19 protein-coding genes are annotated in these 15,530 nt (G+C 29.9%); all 19 read right to left on the bottom strand.

The window, feature by feature from the left end; all coding sequences use genetic code 11:
* Nucleotides 1–338: 338 nt before the first annotated feature.
* The gene (locus KQI38_RS04025) at nt 339–1,118 is read right to left on the bottom strand and encodes a GNAT family N-acetyltransferase (RefSeq protein ID WP_216556139.1); all 780 of its coding nucleotides are present in this window, start codon (nt 1,116–1,118) and stop codon (nt 339–341) included.
* Nucleotides 1,119–1,266: 148 nt separating this feature from the next.
* Nucleotides 1,267–1,479, bottom strand: coding sequence for a hypothetical protein (locus tag KQI38_RS04020; RefSeq protein WP_216556136.1), 213 nt, complete (start codon nt 1,477–1,479; stop codon nt 1,267–1,269).
* Nucleotides 1,479–2,585 (bottom strand): GerAB/ArcD/ProY family transporter, encoded by a 1,107-nt coding sequence (locus tag KQI38_RS04015; protein WP_216556133.1) that lies wholly within the window; start codon nt 2,583–2,585, stop codon nt 1,479–1,481. Before KQI38_RS04015 ends, KQI38_RS04020 begins: the two co-directional genes overlap by 1 nt.
* The gene (locus tag KQI38_RS04010) at nt 2,586–3,758 is read right to left on the bottom strand and encodes a Ger(x)C family spore germination protein (RefSeq protein WP_216556130.1); all 1,173 of its coding nucleotides are present in this window, start codon (nt 3,756–3,758) and stop codon (nt 2,586–2,588) included. It abuts the gene before it with no gap.
* A 10-nt stretch (nt 3,759–3,768) separates the two neighbouring features.
* Nucleotides 3,769–5,331 carry a spore germination protein gene (locus tag KQI38_RS04005; protein ID WP_216556126.1) on the bottom strand — a complete coding sequence of 521 codons (1,563 nt, stop codon included), beginning with the start codon at nt 5,329–5,331 and terminating at the stop codon, nt 3,769–3,771.
* A 109-nt stretch (nt 5,332–5,440) separates the two neighbouring features.
* Nucleotides 5,441–5,899 carry a GNAT family N-acetyltransferase gene (locus KQI38_RS04000; RefSeq protein WP_216556151.1) on the bottom strand — a complete coding sequence of 153 codons (459 nt, stop codon included), beginning with the start codon at nt 5,897–5,899 and terminating at the stop codon, nt 5,441–5,443.
* Between the two features lie 237 nt (nt 5,900–6,136).
* Nucleotides 6,137–6,673: a GNAT family N-acetyltransferase gene (locus tag KQI38_RS03995; protein ID WP_216556124.1), complete on the bottom strand. Its 537-nt coding sequence runs from the start codon at nt 6,671–6,673 to the stop codon at nt 6,137–6,139.
* A gap of 47 nt (nt 6,674–6,720) precedes the next feature.
* Nucleotides 6,721–7,233: a GyrI-like domain-containing protein gene (locus KQI38_RS03990; protein ID WP_216556121.1), complete on the bottom strand. Its 513-nt coding sequence runs from the start codon at nt 7,231–7,233 to the stop codon at nt 6,721–6,723.
* Between the two features lie 35 nt (nt 7,234–7,268).
* Entirely contained in the window at nt 7,269–7,811 is a 543-nt protein-coding gene (locus KQI38_RS03985) for a GNAT family N-acetyltransferase (protein ID WP_216556118.1), read from the bottom strand.
* Between the two features lie 22 nt (nt 7,812–7,833).
* A complete protein-coding gene (locus KQI38_RS03980; RefSeq protein WP_216556114.1) occupies nt 7,834–8,439 on the bottom strand; it encodes a histidine phosphatase family protein in 606 nt (201 codons plus the stop codon).
* A gap of 60 nt (nt 8,440–8,499) precedes the next feature.
* Entirely contained in the window at nt 8,500–9,060 is a 561-nt protein-coding gene (locus KQI38_RS03975; RefSeq protein ID WP_216556111.1) for an AAA family ATPase, read from the bottom strand.
* Between the two features lie 10 nt (nt 9,061–9,070).
* On the bottom strand, nt 9,071–9,946 hold the full coding sequence (locus KQI38_RS03970; RefSeq protein WP_216556108.1) for a GNAT family N-acetyltransferase: 876 nt from the start codon (nt 9,944–9,946) through the stop codon (nt 9,071–9,073).
* A 56-nt stretch (nt 9,947–10,002) separates the two neighbouring features.
* Nucleotides 10,003–10,803, bottom strand: a complete 801-nt coding sequence (locus KQI38_RS03965; protein WP_216556105.1) for a GNAT family N-acetyltransferase — start codon at nt 10,801–10,803, stop codon at nt 10,003–10,005.
* Entirely contained in the window at nt 10,784–11,212 is a 429-nt protein-coding gene (locus KQI38_RS03960) for an NUDIX hydrolase (protein ID WP_216556102.1), read from the bottom strand. Before KQI38_RS03960 ends, KQI38_RS03965 begins: the two co-directional genes overlap by 20 nt.
* Nucleotides 11,213–11,375: 163 nt before the next feature.
* Entirely contained in the window at nt 11,376–12,131 is a 756-nt protein-coding gene (locus KQI38_RS03955) for a class I SAM-dependent methyltransferase (RefSeq protein WP_216556099.1), read from the bottom strand.
* Between the two features lie 208 nt (nt 12,132–12,339).
* A complete protein-coding gene (locus KQI38_RS03950) occupies nt 12,340–12,876 on the bottom strand; it encodes a GNAT family N-acetyltransferase (protein ID WP_216556096.1) in 537 nt (178 codons plus the stop codon).
* Nucleotides 12,877–12,916: 40 nt separating this feature from the next.
* Nucleotides 12,917–13,603 (bottom strand): 5'-methylthioadenosine/adenosylhomocysteine nucleosidase, encoded by a 687-nt coding sequence (locus KQI38_RS03945; protein WP_216556093.1) that lies wholly within the window; start codon nt 13,601–13,603, stop codon nt 12,917–12,919.
* Between the two features lie 57 nt (nt 13,604–13,660).
* Nucleotides 13,661–14,230: a class I SAM-dependent methyltransferase gene (locus KQI38_RS03940; RefSeq protein ID WP_216556090.1), complete on the bottom strand. Its 570-nt coding sequence runs from the start codon at nt 14,228–14,230 to the stop codon at nt 13,661–13,663.
* 196 nt (nt 14,231–14,426) lie between these two features.
* Nucleotides 14,427–15,464, bottom strand: coding sequence for a DmpA family aminopeptidase (locus tag KQI38_RS03935; protein WP_216556087.1), 1,038 nt, complete (start codon nt 15,462–15,464; stop codon nt 14,427–14,429).
* Nucleotides 15,465–15,530: the final 66 nt, after the last annotated feature.

Below are 15,530 nucleotides of genomic sequence, written 5' to 3'. Positions count from 1 at the left end.
TGATGATTTCATAGACGAAGCTTTATCATATGCAAAGCGAAATTTAGAGCAATCCAAAGAAACTTAGAGCAATTCTATGAAGATATTGTACTATTTTTTCATATTTAGTTTACAGAGCCTATAAATTCTATAAGAAAATCTTCTAATAAAGCATTATAGGTAACTCTTCTTGCCCAGTGCATAAGCAACTTGCACGAAATCAAAGATTTCGGCAATCTGCTTAAAACTCAATTAGGTCAAGCTTAATATAGGGCATTAAAGTAGAGCTTTCCTACTCGTTATGAAAATATTGCTATATCACTAATAATCTCTCTCCTTATTAATATAGTTCATCTATGTCATCTTCTCATAATATGCCAAGTATCATCTCCAACAAACCCACAGCTTCTGTATAGTCTTTCCGGATTGGTTATGTTATCTACTTCTCCTGAGACTATAGTAAAGTCAGCATATGGTTCTAACCGTTTCAATAGCTCTATAACCAATACCTTACCTAGTTTATTTCCATGATAAGATGGTAATACTTGGATCCACTCTAATGCTCCTTCTTTAATATTCATATCTAGTTCAGCAATTCCAAGTGCAACTGGCTTTTCTATTTTTTTCTCTATTATCCATATCCATAAATTATTATGAAATACAGGATGTTTCGTCCATTTTAGTACTTCGTCCACATTTGGCTTGATATCATCATAACAATTACATATTAAATCTGAAACCATTTGTATCTCTGTATTAATATCAACTTCTCTAATATAATAGTTTTCTGGTATATTGATATCTATAATATCTTTATTATTATGTAGCAGCTTGAAATATGATTTTTTATTAGGGAATTGTTCTTTTATATTGTCATTAAATTGAGATTGATGAACCAGAATCATATTAAATTGCCCTAAATCTTGCTCATCTATATAATTTTTATTTGTATTCCAAAATGTATGTAACATTCTTTTATTCCAAAGCTTTAAACTTTTCACCTCATCTTTTTCTATTGTAAAATTGCTATGGAAATTACCAATTTGTTCAAGTGTTTTCCATAGAGCAGTAGCCTGAATTCTACATGGATTATCAATATAAACTTTAGTCAATGCCTCTGAAAAGGTTTCTATATTCATTAGAATCTCCCCCTTAACAAACTAAGATAGCAGTCATTGTCTAAATTATACAATATTTTGGCAATACTTGCTGAAGAATTTAATAAAAGTAGCTAAAAATAAATAACTATAAAATTTGATATCAAGAACCAATTTTTATAGTTATTTATTAATACCCTAATCCTAACACTTCTCTGACAAATTTGTCTAATGCAAGCATGGGGCTAGGCAATCTATAATCTAATGCATATAGAGTAGATAAAATGAAAGCTACAGCCATTACTAAAAGAGTTACTTTAAATTGTTTTTTTTTATTTGATTTTATTAATCCTCCCAAATCCATAAATCCTATTATTATAAATACTACTAACACATATAACATTAAATCATTCCTTTTTTCAATTTAGGTAATTTTCTAATTCTGGCAACCATTATGGTAATAAGCGGTAAAATGGTTTCAAACATAAACCATTCAAACGGAGCTGTTTTACTTGCTGAATTAATATGTGCTATTATAGAAGGATATATATTAAAGGAATATATTATAATAATTATTCCTACACTTATGACCAAAGATTTAAATGATTGTAGTTTAAATATATATGCAATGCTCATAACTGTAACATAGTATAATATACAAATTTTAAAAAACATAAGCATAATTAGACTAACTGCAAAAAGAACTTCCACTCTACTCAGTGCAGAATGTATACTTATCAGCCGAAGAGTTTCAAAAGGTGGTAAAGCAAATATCTTTATTGTATTTCCTAGTACTGCCGTATCTCTAAGAACTATAATTAATAGAGTCAGACCTCCGACTATAAATCCATAAAAAAAATATTTTCTTCTTTTCTTAGGCTCAATTTCTAAGTTTGGATTAATCATTAAAAACACTATAAGTTCTCCAAAAGGAATAGTTGATATAATATGAGTCCCCTGAATATATACCATTTTAGGTTGTTCTAACATAGGTAAAAAATTATCTATTTTCATTTGGTTTATAGTAAAAAAAATTGTCGATAGAACTATTAATATTGCAATTAATGTAAAAAACATACTATATCTAGTCACAACTTTTACTCCGTTTCTTACCGCCCAAGCACATAATAAAATAAATACTACTAAAATAATTATGGGGGGAGTATTTTGCATTGTTGTTTTTTGTACAAAGTCTCCCAAGTCCTTTGTATTTAAAGCGGATAATGTTAAGAAAAACCATAAATACAGAACTGAAACCACTTTTCCTATAATAGGACCGAAAACTATATTATTAATCTCCATTAAATTTTTATCTGGAAATATTTTCATAATGTATGTGTATATCAGTAAAGAAGGTATTGACATTACAAAGCCTAATATCACAACTATCCACGAGTCTTGCTTTGTAATAGATGTAAAAAACGATGTCAGCAAAGATGAAGATTGTATAAAACAAGCTACAGTAAACATAAATTGAATCCCTGAAATTTTCCCTTTGTCTATTTGCATCTAATTTCCCTCTTTCATATTTAAAGAATTTACAATCTTACCAGTATCTATTAAATTTAATTTAATATTTGTAGATAATTTAATTTCTGGATACATACTATCCCAATCATTTTTTATTTGCTCTGATTCTTTAGGAAATCTTTTATAGAATTCCACACCGAATCTTAGAAAATCTGCGTTTAACTCTTGACTTTTATTCAAACAAGCTTGTATCTCTTTATTTATTGTTTTTTTCCCTTCTTCCACTAATATGTCTGTTACCTCTTTCACAGTCATATTATTAAATCCTTGTATCTCAGAAATTATTATATCTCCAATAATCTCCAAGGATATCACTAATTCACCTCCATTTCTAATTTCAGGTTTCATCTTATGCTTAATATTGGTTATATCTAGGTTTGAAAAACCCTCTTTTATATTTACCTCTATAAAAGTATTTTTAAATTTATCCATAATCCAAGTATATCCCCTAGTTTCGGTTTCATTTAATTGACCAATGAGTTTTCCATCATTAAGAACAGCCAATCCAGATAAAAATAGCCTTAAATATTCTCCATTATCCTGTAATTTCACTATAGGAATCACAGGAGCTGTAGTTTTATCAATTATCATAGAGGTAAGATCCAGTATTCTAATTGAATAAGATTCATAATACCTATTAGCCGCTTCAACCATTCTAGTAATTCCTAAAGAAGATATCTTTTCCTGCTCCATAGTGTTATGAAGAATATCCTTAGCCTTACCTTCTGCCATAAATACTAAGGTTTCCATTCGCATATCATGTTGTCTGAGAAGTGCATCTATATAAGGTTGAATTCCTTTTATTGTCTGCTCTTTTCCAAATATAACTACTTGATTATGATGCATAAATAAATCTCTAGTAGTTTGCTTCTGAAGCTTATCTATGGCAGATAATATACCTTTATCTTCTGTTGCCAAAATTATTGAATCATCAGTAACACTTTCACCTCTAAATGAATCGGAATTACTTTTGTTTATTTTCCCTATTTGCAATATAAGATCAATTTTATCCTCATCATTTGCTGCATCTATACCAACACCAGTTACTATTGAAATAGTATCCAATTCTTTATTATCCCAGCATCCTACTAGAATAAATCCTATTGATATAATTATAATGATTTTAAATAATTTTGTTTTTTTTATTTTCATATGCTGCCCTCTATTTTTCTTTATTATTTTCTCCGTCTGGAGGAATAAAAGTTTTTTTCCTATTCTTGTCTATATAAGTTAATTCCTCTGGTCTATCCTCCATGATCCAAAGTGGTAATCTAACAAAACTATCCTGTTGATCTTTTGAAAATTCTATAGATGCAAAATATGGTATACCAAAAGGTTCTAATATAGATAGGTGTACAAGCATACCTAAAAATCCTATGGCTATCCCAAATCCTCCCAATACAGATGCTAGTATCATCATAATTATCCTAAGTATAGAGATAGAATCTGATTGTTCTGGTATTATAAATCCAGCTACAGCTGCTATTGCAACAGTTATAACCATAGGTGCCCCCACTATTCCAGCAGATACTGCAGCATCTCCCATGACTAAAGCACCTACTATACTAATTGCTTGACCTATAGGACGAGGTAATCTTAAACCAGCTTCTCTCAATATTTCAAAGGATATTACCATTATTAATGCTTCTAATAAAGCTGGAAACGGGGTTCCCTCTCTAGCATTTGCTACTGTAAATAAAAGAGTTGTCGGAATTAATTCTTGATGAAAAGTCGTTAATGCGATAAAACCTGGAACTGCAAATATTGCAATGAGATATGCAAAGAATCTCATCATTCTAATGATAGATGCATATATTGGTCTTACATAATAATCCTCTGCTGTTTGAAAACTTTCTACAAATAGCATTGGAACTGTTAGTACAAAAGGACTTCCATCTACTACTATAGCAACGCGTCCTTCAAGTATTTTGGCAGCAATCACATCAGGTTTTTCACTATATCCTATTGTTGAAAATATTGAAAATGGATAATCTTCTACATATTCTTCTATATAACTTGAATCTATTATAGAGTCCACATCTATATTCCTTAATCTATCTCTTAGCTTTTGAAGTACTTCTGGTTTTACTATTCCTTCTATATACGCAATGCATATATGTGTGTATGTTTTTTTCCCAATTATCATATTTTCCATTTTGAATCTAGGACTTTTAATTCTTCTTCTTAGAAGAGAGGTATTTGTCCTAAAATCTTCAGTAAAACCTTCCCTTGGTCCTCTAACTACAGATTCTGTCTGAGGTTCTGTAACACTTCTTTTCTCCCATCCTTTTGTACTAACAATTAATCCTATAGATAAATTATCTACTAATAATATTGTATTTCCTGAAAGACATCCTTTAAATAAATCTGAATATCTGTTGCTTTCCCCAATATCTCCTGAACAAATAATACATTTTTTAAAATCTCTTATCTTTAAATTTTCCATCATATCTTCTTTAAAATCTTTATTTAATATAATAGGTTTTAATATGCTCTCTGTAATTTCAAGATTATTTACAAGTCCATCAATATATATTAGTGCTCCATTAAACTCACAGCAATCACCAAACATGAATTCATGTATTTTTATATCATTACTATTACCTAAAATCGCCTTAAAAAATTCTATATTTTCTTCTAAATTACTTGATATGTCTTTGTCTAAATAATCCTCATTATCATGTTCTCGATTATTACGATTTTGCCAAAATACAATTTTCCTCATAAAATAACTAATCAGCATTTAAAACAACGCCCTTCCCATTATATTATAAATATTGTTAGCACTTTCATCTTCATTATTCAATAAATAATAAAAAAATAGATAGCAATTGCTATCTATTGTGTTGTCTATAAAAATCCTCTCTTAGAATTCCATAACTTTTCAAATCTATGGATACTCCATCTTTAATAACATTCTGTCTACGGATTCCTTCATACTTCATCTTTACTTTCTTCATTACCCTCCATGACCCAGCGTTCTCTACCATTGCTAGGGCATATATCCTATTCAGATATAATTCTCTAAATCCAAATTCAATAATACTTTGAGATGCCTCTGTACAATATCCTTGACTCCAATAAGGAGCTCCTATCCAGTATCCTAATTCTGCTTTTTTATGAGTTTTATTTAGCATAAGACTTATAGATCCGATTAATTCATCAGTATCTTTTTTGACTATTGCATAGGTAATATTTTTTCCACTATTTAGATTATCCCTATGGGTACTAATCCATGATTCTGCTAAGCCATCTTCATAGGGATGAGGAATATTTAATGTTGTTTTAGATATTTTTGAATCTCCAGCTAGCTCTTATACTCGCTTTGAGTGTGATAACTCAAATGGTCTTAATATTAACCTTTCAGTTTTTATTATTGGTTGTATTTCCATTATATTTCCTCCTTATAATCTAAAGCAATTATCATTCTATTCATTCCTTTTATAAAATCCCCATCTTTATTATGTTATAAAATGCTTCTCTAACTTTGCACTAATTTCTAATTTCTTCAATTTTGAGTTTGTATATCATCACTTTAACTCTAAAATATAGGAATATCCATTTTTATTTTCTTTGTACTTTCTAAATCCTGCTTTTTCAAAGGTTTTTTGTGATGATATATTATATGAATATATTTCATTAACATATATTTTATCATAATTCAGTATCTTTGCTCTCTGTATTAAGGCCTTAATAACTTTGTATCCTATTCCTTTCCCTCGATAATTTTTATTTCCTATTACTATTGGCATATCTTCTTTCCAAAATGTCACATCTCCTATTGGGATATATTCATTGCCCATATTAACTTCAATAAAATACAGTTCTCCCTTATCATTTAAATAATCATACATCCTTTTAAGTCTATCAGTATCATATAACTCAGCATCTTTTCCATCTACTAGTTTCACTGTTTCCTCGTCTTTATACCATTCCAAGGCAAAATCAAATTTACCATCAAATTTCCTTAAACGTAGACCTGTATCTATATCTATATATTTAGGCTGATTAGTCTTTTTATTATTTATATTGTTACGTATTTCCACTACAATCATATCCTTTCGCATGTCTTGCTCTCAATATCTAAGAATATAGGATATTTCTATTATATAGTTTATACTGTCTCACAGGGTATATAATAATCTAAAATTATTTCTCCATTATCCATTGGAGTTGTAAATCTTGGGCAATTATATAGTTCCATACACCAAGAAGCAGATTCATCTAACCTATATCCTTTTTCTTCCATTGCTTTTTGTGTAAACTCGTGGGATACTGGATAAACATCCTTTTCCATTCCTTGAATCCATCCTATTGCTACTTTTGAAGAAGGAATATCTTTATAAATAAATCCCTCTGGTACAGGAGCTCCTAGTTTCATAAGCATGCCGCAAATATATGTGAATTTTCCATTGTCTATTCCAAAATCACCCATCCAACCGACATAAGAACTGTCAATATGATATTCTTTTAGTTCTTCTAATTTAGTAAAAGTACCATCTTCAAAGCACTTCTTCCAAAATTCAGGAATAGGATTTTCTTTCATATCCATCTTCAGATATATAACTTTACCTATGATTTTAGCCTCTGGAAGTTGATTAATTTGCAGATTAACTAACTTTGCCATAATGTAGCCCCCTTGTAAAATTTAATTTAGTAATGCTACCTATTCCATTCTCTTCTCAATATTCCATAGACAACACAGTCTACATAGCCATGATTAAGCAATTCTCCATCTCGGATTACACCCTCCTTAGTAAATCCAAGTCTCTCTGGAATAGCTCTGCTCTTAAGGTTATCTTCTGCACATCTAATTTCTACTCTATTTAATTCCAAGGTATTGAATGCATAATCAACAAATTTTCTACATGCTTTTGTCATTATTCCTTTACCTATATATCTTTCATCTAACCAATAGCCTATACTCACTTCTTTTTTACTATGATTTATATCGTGATATCCTATAACACCTGCAAACTGTCCCTTATACCATATACCAGCATTAAAACCATTATTTGCAGCATATTGCTTTTTACTGCTTTCTATAAATGCTTTCGTATCATCTGAAGATTTAGTAATATCAACCCATGGTAAATATTTTCTCAAATGTTCTCTACTTGAATCGATTGATTTAAACATATCCTCTGAATGATCCCTGTCAACTAATCTTAATTCAATATTATCATCAATTACATGCCTAAACATTAATTATCCCTCCATTCTCCCATTATTCTAGGTGGGAAGTATCAGCTTCCAATATGATATTGATTTCATTCTCTTCCACTTCAACTATAGTAAGTGAAGTGCCTTGTAAAAAAGGAGGAGTCCATAGCTCTTCTAAAGGATATTTTTTTATAATAGCATAAATTGCCTTAATAACAACTGCATGAGATACTATTAGAACATTCTCTAATGATGAATTGTTAATTATCTGATTTAGTACACCTTTCACTCTTTCAAATAACTCCTCAAAACTTTCTCCTTCAATTGGACTATATAAATGAGGTCTATTCCAAAAATTAAAATGTTCTGTCGGATACAATTCCTTTATAGTATCATGCCCCATTCCCTCCCATTTTCCAAATCCCATCTCCCTAAGAGAATCAACTAAAATTATTTCTGTATCTTTATCTTGTCTAATATGCTCTGCTGTAGCTACAGCCCTACCTAAAGGACTGCAATATATACAATCAAAATCAATATCTCTTAATCTATATCCAAGTTTTTTCGCACCTTCAACACCATTTTCGATTAAGTCAGAATTCTGCCATCCCTGCATTCTTCCTTCTTTATTCCATTTGGTTTCACCGTGTCTAGTTATATATATTTTCAATTATGTCCCTCCATTCTTTCTGCTAAGTTATAATCTTAACTATATTTATACTCAGTGCATTTATAATTCAAACCTGTTTTTAATCATTTGGGCTACTTCTAATGGACTTAACTCTGTATTATTTATTCTAATATAATTTTCCTTTTTAATTTCATCCTCTATTGAATTCAGCCTATGTTTCTCCATTGTGCTTATTAAATCTCTTTCTGAAAACTCTATATCTCTCTTAGTTGGTTTATGTTCTAATCTAAGAGGACTTCTATTCCGCTCTAATCTTTCCTCTAACTCTGCATCTAGCTCTACAAAGTATACTTCGCCACCTCTAGATTCAAAAATATTACATACCTTATCTATATAATCCCAATCCTCTTGCATATCAAATGCCCATACATAGGTAAATATTAATCCTTCCAAATCACTCTTTGCTACTTCTTCAAATATTTCTTGGCGAAATAAACTGACTAACCTTTTTCCTTCCTTTGAACCATAGCTAAAAAAATGGGATACTAATTCAATTGTCATATGATTATGAAAAAGCTTTAGTCCAGTTATTTTTTCAAGTTCCTGTCCAACTGTCATTTTGCCAACTGCTTGTGGTCCAAATATTAAAATCAATTTCATGTAGCTCCTCCTATCCCCTCTTTATGAAGTAACTTAACTGGTGTTTTTCTTTAAAACCTGCCATTTTATATAGATTAATTGCCTTTTCATTTTTTGAATTAACGCAAAGACTAATCGAATCTATAGAATTAAATGAAAATAGCCATCTTAATGCCATGGTTAATAAATAACATCCTATTCCTTTACCCCTTTGTGATTCATTCACTGCAAAAAATTCAATACTTCCTTCATCAAATTCAGGCTCAGCCTCAACATAAATATATCCAGTTAATTCCTTAGTTTCTTTACAAACAAATACTTTTCTATGATTATTTAATCGTGATATTATTTCTTCTCCATCATAATAGGTATTGGGAAAAGTTTTATCATGAAGCTCTCTCATAGATTCAAAATCCTCTACAGCCAATTCTATCAAACATACTTCATCTAAATTATTTAAATCACTTCTTTTAAATTCCAATATGATTTCTTCACTATTTTTACTAAAACCAAGGATATCTGCTAACTTTAGGCAATTATAATTTTTATTATTGAAAAACATACTAGTCGTTACTATTTCCTTAGGAATCAATTGTAACATCTTGTCCCACATATCAGTTGCAATGCTCCATTTCCCATTCTCGATAAAAGGTCCCCAGATTTCAGCATTATTCCTTTCCATATCTGCATCAAATCCTAATACACCAACTATTTTATTTTCTTCTGTAGCGATTACAAAACTTTTATCAAATTGAATATCCGTTATATCTTCTTTTAATGAATTCTCTATTTCTTCACTATCATCACCACAATAAGCAATATGACTTTCTTCTTTTCTATTTAATCTTGCTATAAAATCACTGATTTTCTTAATATCTCTTTCTTTAGCTAAAGTAAACTTCACCATATTATATCTCCCAAGCATTTATTATTTTTACCTAGCATAACATTAGGCAAATTTCTTTACTTCTTAATTGCTTTCTTCCATATATACACAGGATATCTTTCTGATTTTTCAAATCCAAGTTTTTCAGCTACCCGTAAAGACGGTATATTATCTTCCCTAGTTTCCCAGAGCGGTTTCATACCTTTATTTTTTTGTTTTTTTATTAATTCATATGCTACTATTGACGCATAACCTTTATTTCTTTCTTTTTCATTAAAAGTATCAAGGTCTATAAAGTATTTGTTATCATATTCAAATCCGTTATTTACACACTGAGATACTGTTTTCTCCTCAACTATGAAAATCATGCCCTCTGTTTCTTTATTCATCCCAGTTATTTTAAAATGATTCTTATATTCTTCTGGTATAATTGGAAAACTCTTTTCCAGTACATCTCCATCAATATTTTTCAGGTCTAATCTATTAAATTTTTCTTCATTTAAGATAAATGTATTTTCATAGTGTTTATTATATAGGCAAAATCCTTCTATTTCTTCTTCTAATATTTTATCATAATCATCATTCAGGGAATACACTTCAAAATACTGCTCTTTTAAGCTATCTATAATAGGTGCTATTTCTTTTATCATAAGTTCTTTAAAAAATTTTCTATTCCTTTTTAAATTTTCTAGTTCAAAATATGCATAAGCCCATCTTGATATAGCCCACACAATTATCCCTTTGGGATTTTCTTTATTATCTACATAAATCTTTCCTGGAAAATCTTTATTGATAACTGCTATAGCAGGAATCTGAAAATTAAAATTAAAATATTTTCTTACAATTTGATACTCATCCTTATCTAACTCTATATACATAATTTCCCCCTCTAATTTCATCCCAATTCCAATTTAACATTCTTATTTTAAAATCATCATACATCATTTGCAGTGATTCCTCATCTGTACTAATCCATTTAAATGCATCATGTTCATCTGATAATCTTACTTCTCCTTCTTCAAATTGACATAAGTAAATGATGCCTGCAATTTGATAGTCTTCTCTAATTAAGCTCCATGTGTCTAGTAACTTTATTGGCTTAACTGCTAATCCGGTTTCTTCCAGCATTTCTCGTTTTAAAGTTTCTTCTGCTGTTTCACCAAATTCCATACGTCCCCCTGGCAGTTCCCATAGATCCTCTTCTACTCCTTTATTATGCATCACTAAAAATTTATCTTCATTAAAAATTAATGCTTTAACTCCTATATCTATTCTCTTATCCTTCATCATTTTTCCCCCATTTTAAAATCTGAATATTATATAAATAACTTGCTCCGTTGCTTGCTACTACTAAATTTATTATTATGATATTGAGTTATATATATCTAAGTATTTCAAAGACTTAGCCTTATCTAGCTAAGCCTTTGAAATTCATGTTAATTTTCCTAAGTCATTTTTCTGCTATTAAAAAATACCTATGTTCTAATGTTTCTATATATCCTTGTTTTTCTAGCTTAACTTGTAACTCAATAAGTTTATCAAAACATCTTTCTACTGAAAAATCTGGAAATTCCCATTCAATTATTCTTGCGTAAAATACAAATGCTCCTATATCGTGAAAATATGTTTTTGGAAAATATTCTCCTGCATCAATAATTTTCATTCCAATATTTTTTGCTTCCATCAAGATTTTATCGAGATTCAATTCAATATCAGTTATATTAGGATACTCTCCTAGTAAAAACTTTGATATCTCTCTATTATTCGTACCTCCGACCTGCTGAGTAATAAAAATTCCACCTGGTTTTAAAATACGATTAATCTCTGACAGACAAAAAGATTCATGTCTATTTATTACAATATCAAAGTAATCATCCTCAAATGGCAAATTGCTGTCATCATAAACTGGTCTTACCTCAATCCCATGAGGAGTTAATATTTCTTTGCAAAGTTCTATATTAGGCAAATAACCTTCTGTTGCATAAGTTTTTCCTTCTGTTGGGTTTAAAGATAAAAGAAATTCCCCTCCACCAGTTCCCATATCAAGTAATATTTTTTCTTCATTAACATATGACTCAACTATTTTTTTATAGTCCCATGGTAGTGTTTCTTCTTCCATACGATTATTTATATGAGAGAAATCCCAACCTTTAAATGAATATTGTTCTTCATATCTCCAAGTTTCTTTTAATTTTTCTAGATTCATAAAACTACACTCCTTTTAAAATATATTAAATGTTTTCTAAAAAGTGCAGTTTACTGATAACTAATTAATCTGCTCGATACAATCTGCTATCAGATATTATAAACTGCACCGAGCAATTACCGAATTTAAGCTTCATCCTAATCCTTCCTTTACAATTTATTTTAAACTTATATATAAAGTAAATCACTAACACTAAAGATCATAATATCTAATCAATTTCCAATCCCATAAATATAGAGCTATAGTACTTACCGTCGACATGGAAATCCCTAGATATAATCCCTTCTTTTTTAAACCCTAATTTTGTATATAGATTTATAGCTGCTTCATTATCTTCTCTTACTCTTAAATTAATTTTTCTCACTACATTACCTTCTTTAGCCCAATCTATCATATATCTAATTAACTCTTTTCCTATTCCTAGTCCCCAGTATTTTTTAGCAACACTAATTCCAAATTCTCCTGTATGCTTAGTCCTTTGCCTAATACCTCCACTATAATTTAAACTTCCTACTATTTCATTTTCAATTTCAGCTATAAGGTATATTTTATTTTCTGCATCTATATAACTTTCAAGTATAGCTTCTTCTTTCTCAATGGATATATCAAATTCATTGTTACCAAATGTAAGAAAATCTGATTCTCCACCTATTTTATTTATGTAATTTATCAGGTTCAAGGCATCTTCCTTTTTTGCTGTTCGAATAGTTAAAGCTTGCCCGTTTTTCAAATTCGATTCCTTCATTATATTTCACTCCAATTTTTATACTTAGAATATTCCTTACCTACAACATTTGTAGCATACTCAAAACTATTTCTGCTGATTTATTAGCCGCAATAGTTTCAAAGGCATTATAGCTAATCGTAGCCTCATCGTCAGCATTATCTGATATACTTCTGATGACCACAAAAGGTATATTATTTATATGAGCAACATGTCCTATTGCAGAGCCTTCCATTTCAACACAATGTGGTGAATAATCTCTAAGTAGATTTTTCTTTATTTCAATATCTTGAATAAAGCTTTCTCCACTTACTATTCTTCCAATGTGATAATTCCAATTTTCACTATGATGTGATTCACATGCTTCGACAGCAAATTCAATTAACTTTTCATCAGCTTGAAAGCACTCCCTATAAGGAAAGCAATTTTCCATCTGGCCCTTTCTTACATCATGATGTGTCACATTACTAGATATTACTACATCACAGATTTTAACTGACTCATGTAATCCACCAGCAATCCCAGTATTTATAATACTATCTACACCAAATCTATCGATTAAAATCTGTGTACATGAGGCTGCATTTACTTTACCTTCTCCGCAGCGAGTTATGATTACATCTTTATTATCTATATCACCTAAGAAAAAATCAAATCCAGCAATATTTTTACTTGTATTAATGTTTATATTGTTTTTTAACAACTCAATTTCCAGAGCCATAGCACCTATAATTCCAATTCTTTTCATAGTTTTTTCACCTCTTACCTTTTATTAATCTTCCACCTATCATCTTATATCATCTTTCTATTTTCTAAATATTATTTTAAATACCTTATCTTGAGATTCTACTTTTATTGCTTCAAAGCCAAGGTTTTCTCCAATACTGATGAAATATTCAACATCTTGATCTTTATCCTTTCTTGAAATCCCATAGCCAGTCTTAATTATTTTAATGGGTGTATCTATTTCAAGCTGGATTACGAAAATATCTTTTATGCTACCATCATATTCTGGTATTATGGCATCCCACAAAACAAATTCTCCATTATCCTTTAATACTCTATATATTTCTTTAAATACTTTTTCATGATCATCTTTATTAATATACATCAATGTAAAAAATGACGTTACAGCATCGAATGAATTTTTTAGAAAAGATAATTCTCTTGCATCCATAACTATTTTTAATGGTCCATCTGGTGCTTCTTCTAATTCATCTTTCCTTGGATCGATGGCAATTACCCTATCTCCATAACATAAACCTATTATGCCTTCTCCACCGCCACCAATATCTAGAATTCTTTTTCCAATTATCTCTTCTTGTATTGTTATCTTCTGATTTCCAACAACGTACATTCTTTCCTCTTGATTCAATTCCCTTCCCCCATTCCGCAATAACTTTAGAGTGTACTATATCCTTACTCCTAGTCTATCTTTTATTTAAAATCTAACATAGGTTATATTTTTTATATGCCATATAGAAGTTTTCACTTATTTTTGATTTTTAAAGAAAATTTAACCTACATAAGTTTCAAAAAACTATCTTACATAGTACTTTTAGAGAAATTTCTTATATTAAATCTTTTAAGGAATACACTTGTTTCCCATCTCTGTCAATGGAACTAGTAGAGCATATTAATGAGTTTAATATAGCCTCTTCAGTGGCCTCAACTGTTGCTTTGAAAATTTTATTTATCTTGTTTTCATTAATTACTCTAATATCAATTACATCATTCTCTTCATAATGCTTGATTATATTAGCTGTTGAAAATCCTATAATCACTTCACCACTTCCATTACCTGTATAGCTTCCAGTTCTAGATATTCCAGGATAAACTCTTTTTATTATTCTCTTAAGTTGTCTAGATGAAAGAGGAATATCTGTGGCTAATATTACAATTATAGATCCCTTATCTTCTGTTGTATCTATCTCTTTAGTCTTTTCAACTAGTTTAGGACCTATATGGTCTCCATTTAAAACAAAGTCTTCCAAGGAGCCAAAATTACTCAAGACTAACACCCCTATTGTATATTGAGTATTTTCTAGCTCAACAATTCTAGAGGATGAACCAATCCCACCTTTTAGTCCATAACATACCATACCCGTGCCGGCTCCAATATTTCCTTCAGCAAATTCAATATTACATTTTTCTATAGCTTCATATATATGTTCCTGTTTTATATGAAGGCCTCTAATATCATTTATCACTCCATCATTACACTCACAAATAACTGGATTTACAGTACCAGTTGTACTGCCAATATCATCGTTCTGAGCTAGCATATACCTTACTAGAGTTTCATGAGCGATACCAACACTAAGTGTATTGGTAAGAATAATAGGTGTTTCTATAGTACCTAATTCTTCTATCTGAATAAGACCAGTAGATTTACCAAATCCATTTATCACATGACAGGCTGCTATTAACTTATCTTTGAAAATATTGCCTTCATGTGGCAATATTGCAGTTACTCCAGTCTTTATAACTCCATCATCTAAAGTTGTATGTCCTACTTTTACTCCCTTTACATCAGTAATAGAATTATTACTTCCTGTTGTAAAATTACCTATATTAATTCCATAATCTCTTATTTTCTTATTTGTCATTAAATATCACCTCTTCTAATATAGAAATTCTTTTGTTGTCCTTTAAAAGCTTAATTAATTTTAATT

The organism is Tissierella carlieri, from assembly GCF_018917285.1.
Classification (GTDB): Bacteria; Bacillota; Clostridia; order Tissierellales; family Tissierellaceae; genus Tissierella; species Tissierella carlieri.
The sequence above is the reverse complement of the archived record's forward strand: the minus strand, read 5'-3'. Positions and strand labels throughout refer to the sequence as shown.

What these genes read in the sequence shown, in the direction of transcription:
- KQI38_RS03950 (WP_216556096.1), bottom strand. Translation starts at nt 12,876, where the DNA reads ATGAAGGAATCGAATTTGAAAAACGGGCAAGCTTTAACTATTCGAACA.
- KQI38_RS04010 (WP_216556130.1), bottom strand. Translation starts at nt 3,758, where the DNA reads ATGAAAATAAAAAAAACAAAATTATTTAAAATCATTATAATTATATCA.
- KQI38_RS03965 (WP_216556105.1), bottom strand. Translation starts at nt 10,803, where the DNA reads ATGTATATAGAGTTAGATAAGGATGAGTATCAAATTGTAAGAAAATAT.
- KQI38_RS03990 (WP_216556121.1), bottom strand. Translation starts at nt 7,233, where the DNA reads ATGGCAAAGTTAGTTAATCTGCAAATTAATCAACTTCCAGAGGCTAAA.
- KQI38_RS04020 (WP_216556136.1), bottom strand. Translation starts at nt 1,479, where the DNA reads ATGTTATATGTGTTAGTAGTATTTATAATAATAGGATTTATGGATTTG.
- KQI38_RS03960 (WP_216556102.1), bottom strand. Translation starts at nt 11,212, where the DNA reads ATGAAGGATAAGAGAATAGATATAGGAGTTAAAGCATTAATTTTTAAT.
- KQI38_RS03985 (WP_216556118.1), bottom strand. Translation starts at nt 7,811, where the DNA reads ATGTTTAGGCATGTAATTGATGATAATATTGAATTAAGATTAGTTGAC.
- KQI38_RS03955 (WP_216556099.1), bottom strand. Translation starts at nt 12,131, where the DNA reads ATGAATCTAGAAAAATTAAAAGAAACTTGGAGATATGAAGAACAATAT.
- KQI38_RS03995 (WP_216556124.1), bottom strand. Translation starts at nt 6,673, where the DNA reads ATGCGAAAGGATATGATTGTAGTGGAAATACGTAACAATATAAATAAT.
- KQI38_RS04015 (WP_216556133.1), bottom strand. Translation starts at nt 2,585, where the DNA reads ATGCAAATAGACAAAGGGAAAATTTCAGGGATTCAATTTATGTTTACT.
- KQI38_RS03975 (WP_216556111.1), bottom strand. Translation starts at nt 9,060, where the DNA reads ATGAAATTGATTTTAATATTTGGACCACAAGCAGTTGGCAAAATGACA.
- KQI38_RS03945 (WP_216556093.1), bottom strand. Translation starts at nt 13,603, where the DNA reads ATGAAAAGAATTGGAATTATAGGTGCTATGGCTCTGGAAATTGAGTTG.
- KQI38_RS04025 (WP_216556139.1), bottom strand. Translation starts at nt 1,118, where the DNA reads ATGAATATAGAAACCTTTTCAGAGGCATTGACTAAAGTTTATATTGAT.
- KQI38_RS04005 (WP_216556126.1), bottom strand. Translation starts at nt 5,331, where the DNA reads ATGAGGAAAATTGTATTTTGGCAAAATCGTAATAATCGAGAACATGAT.
- KQI38_RS03970 (WP_216556108.1), bottom strand. Translation starts at nt 9,946, where the DNA reads ATGGTGAAGTTTACTTTAGCTAAAGAAAGAGATATTAAGAAAATCAGT.
- KQI38_RS03935 (WP_216556087.1), bottom strand. Translation starts at nt 15,464, where the DNA reads ATGACAAATAAGAAAATAAGAGATTATGGAATTAATATAGGTAATTTT.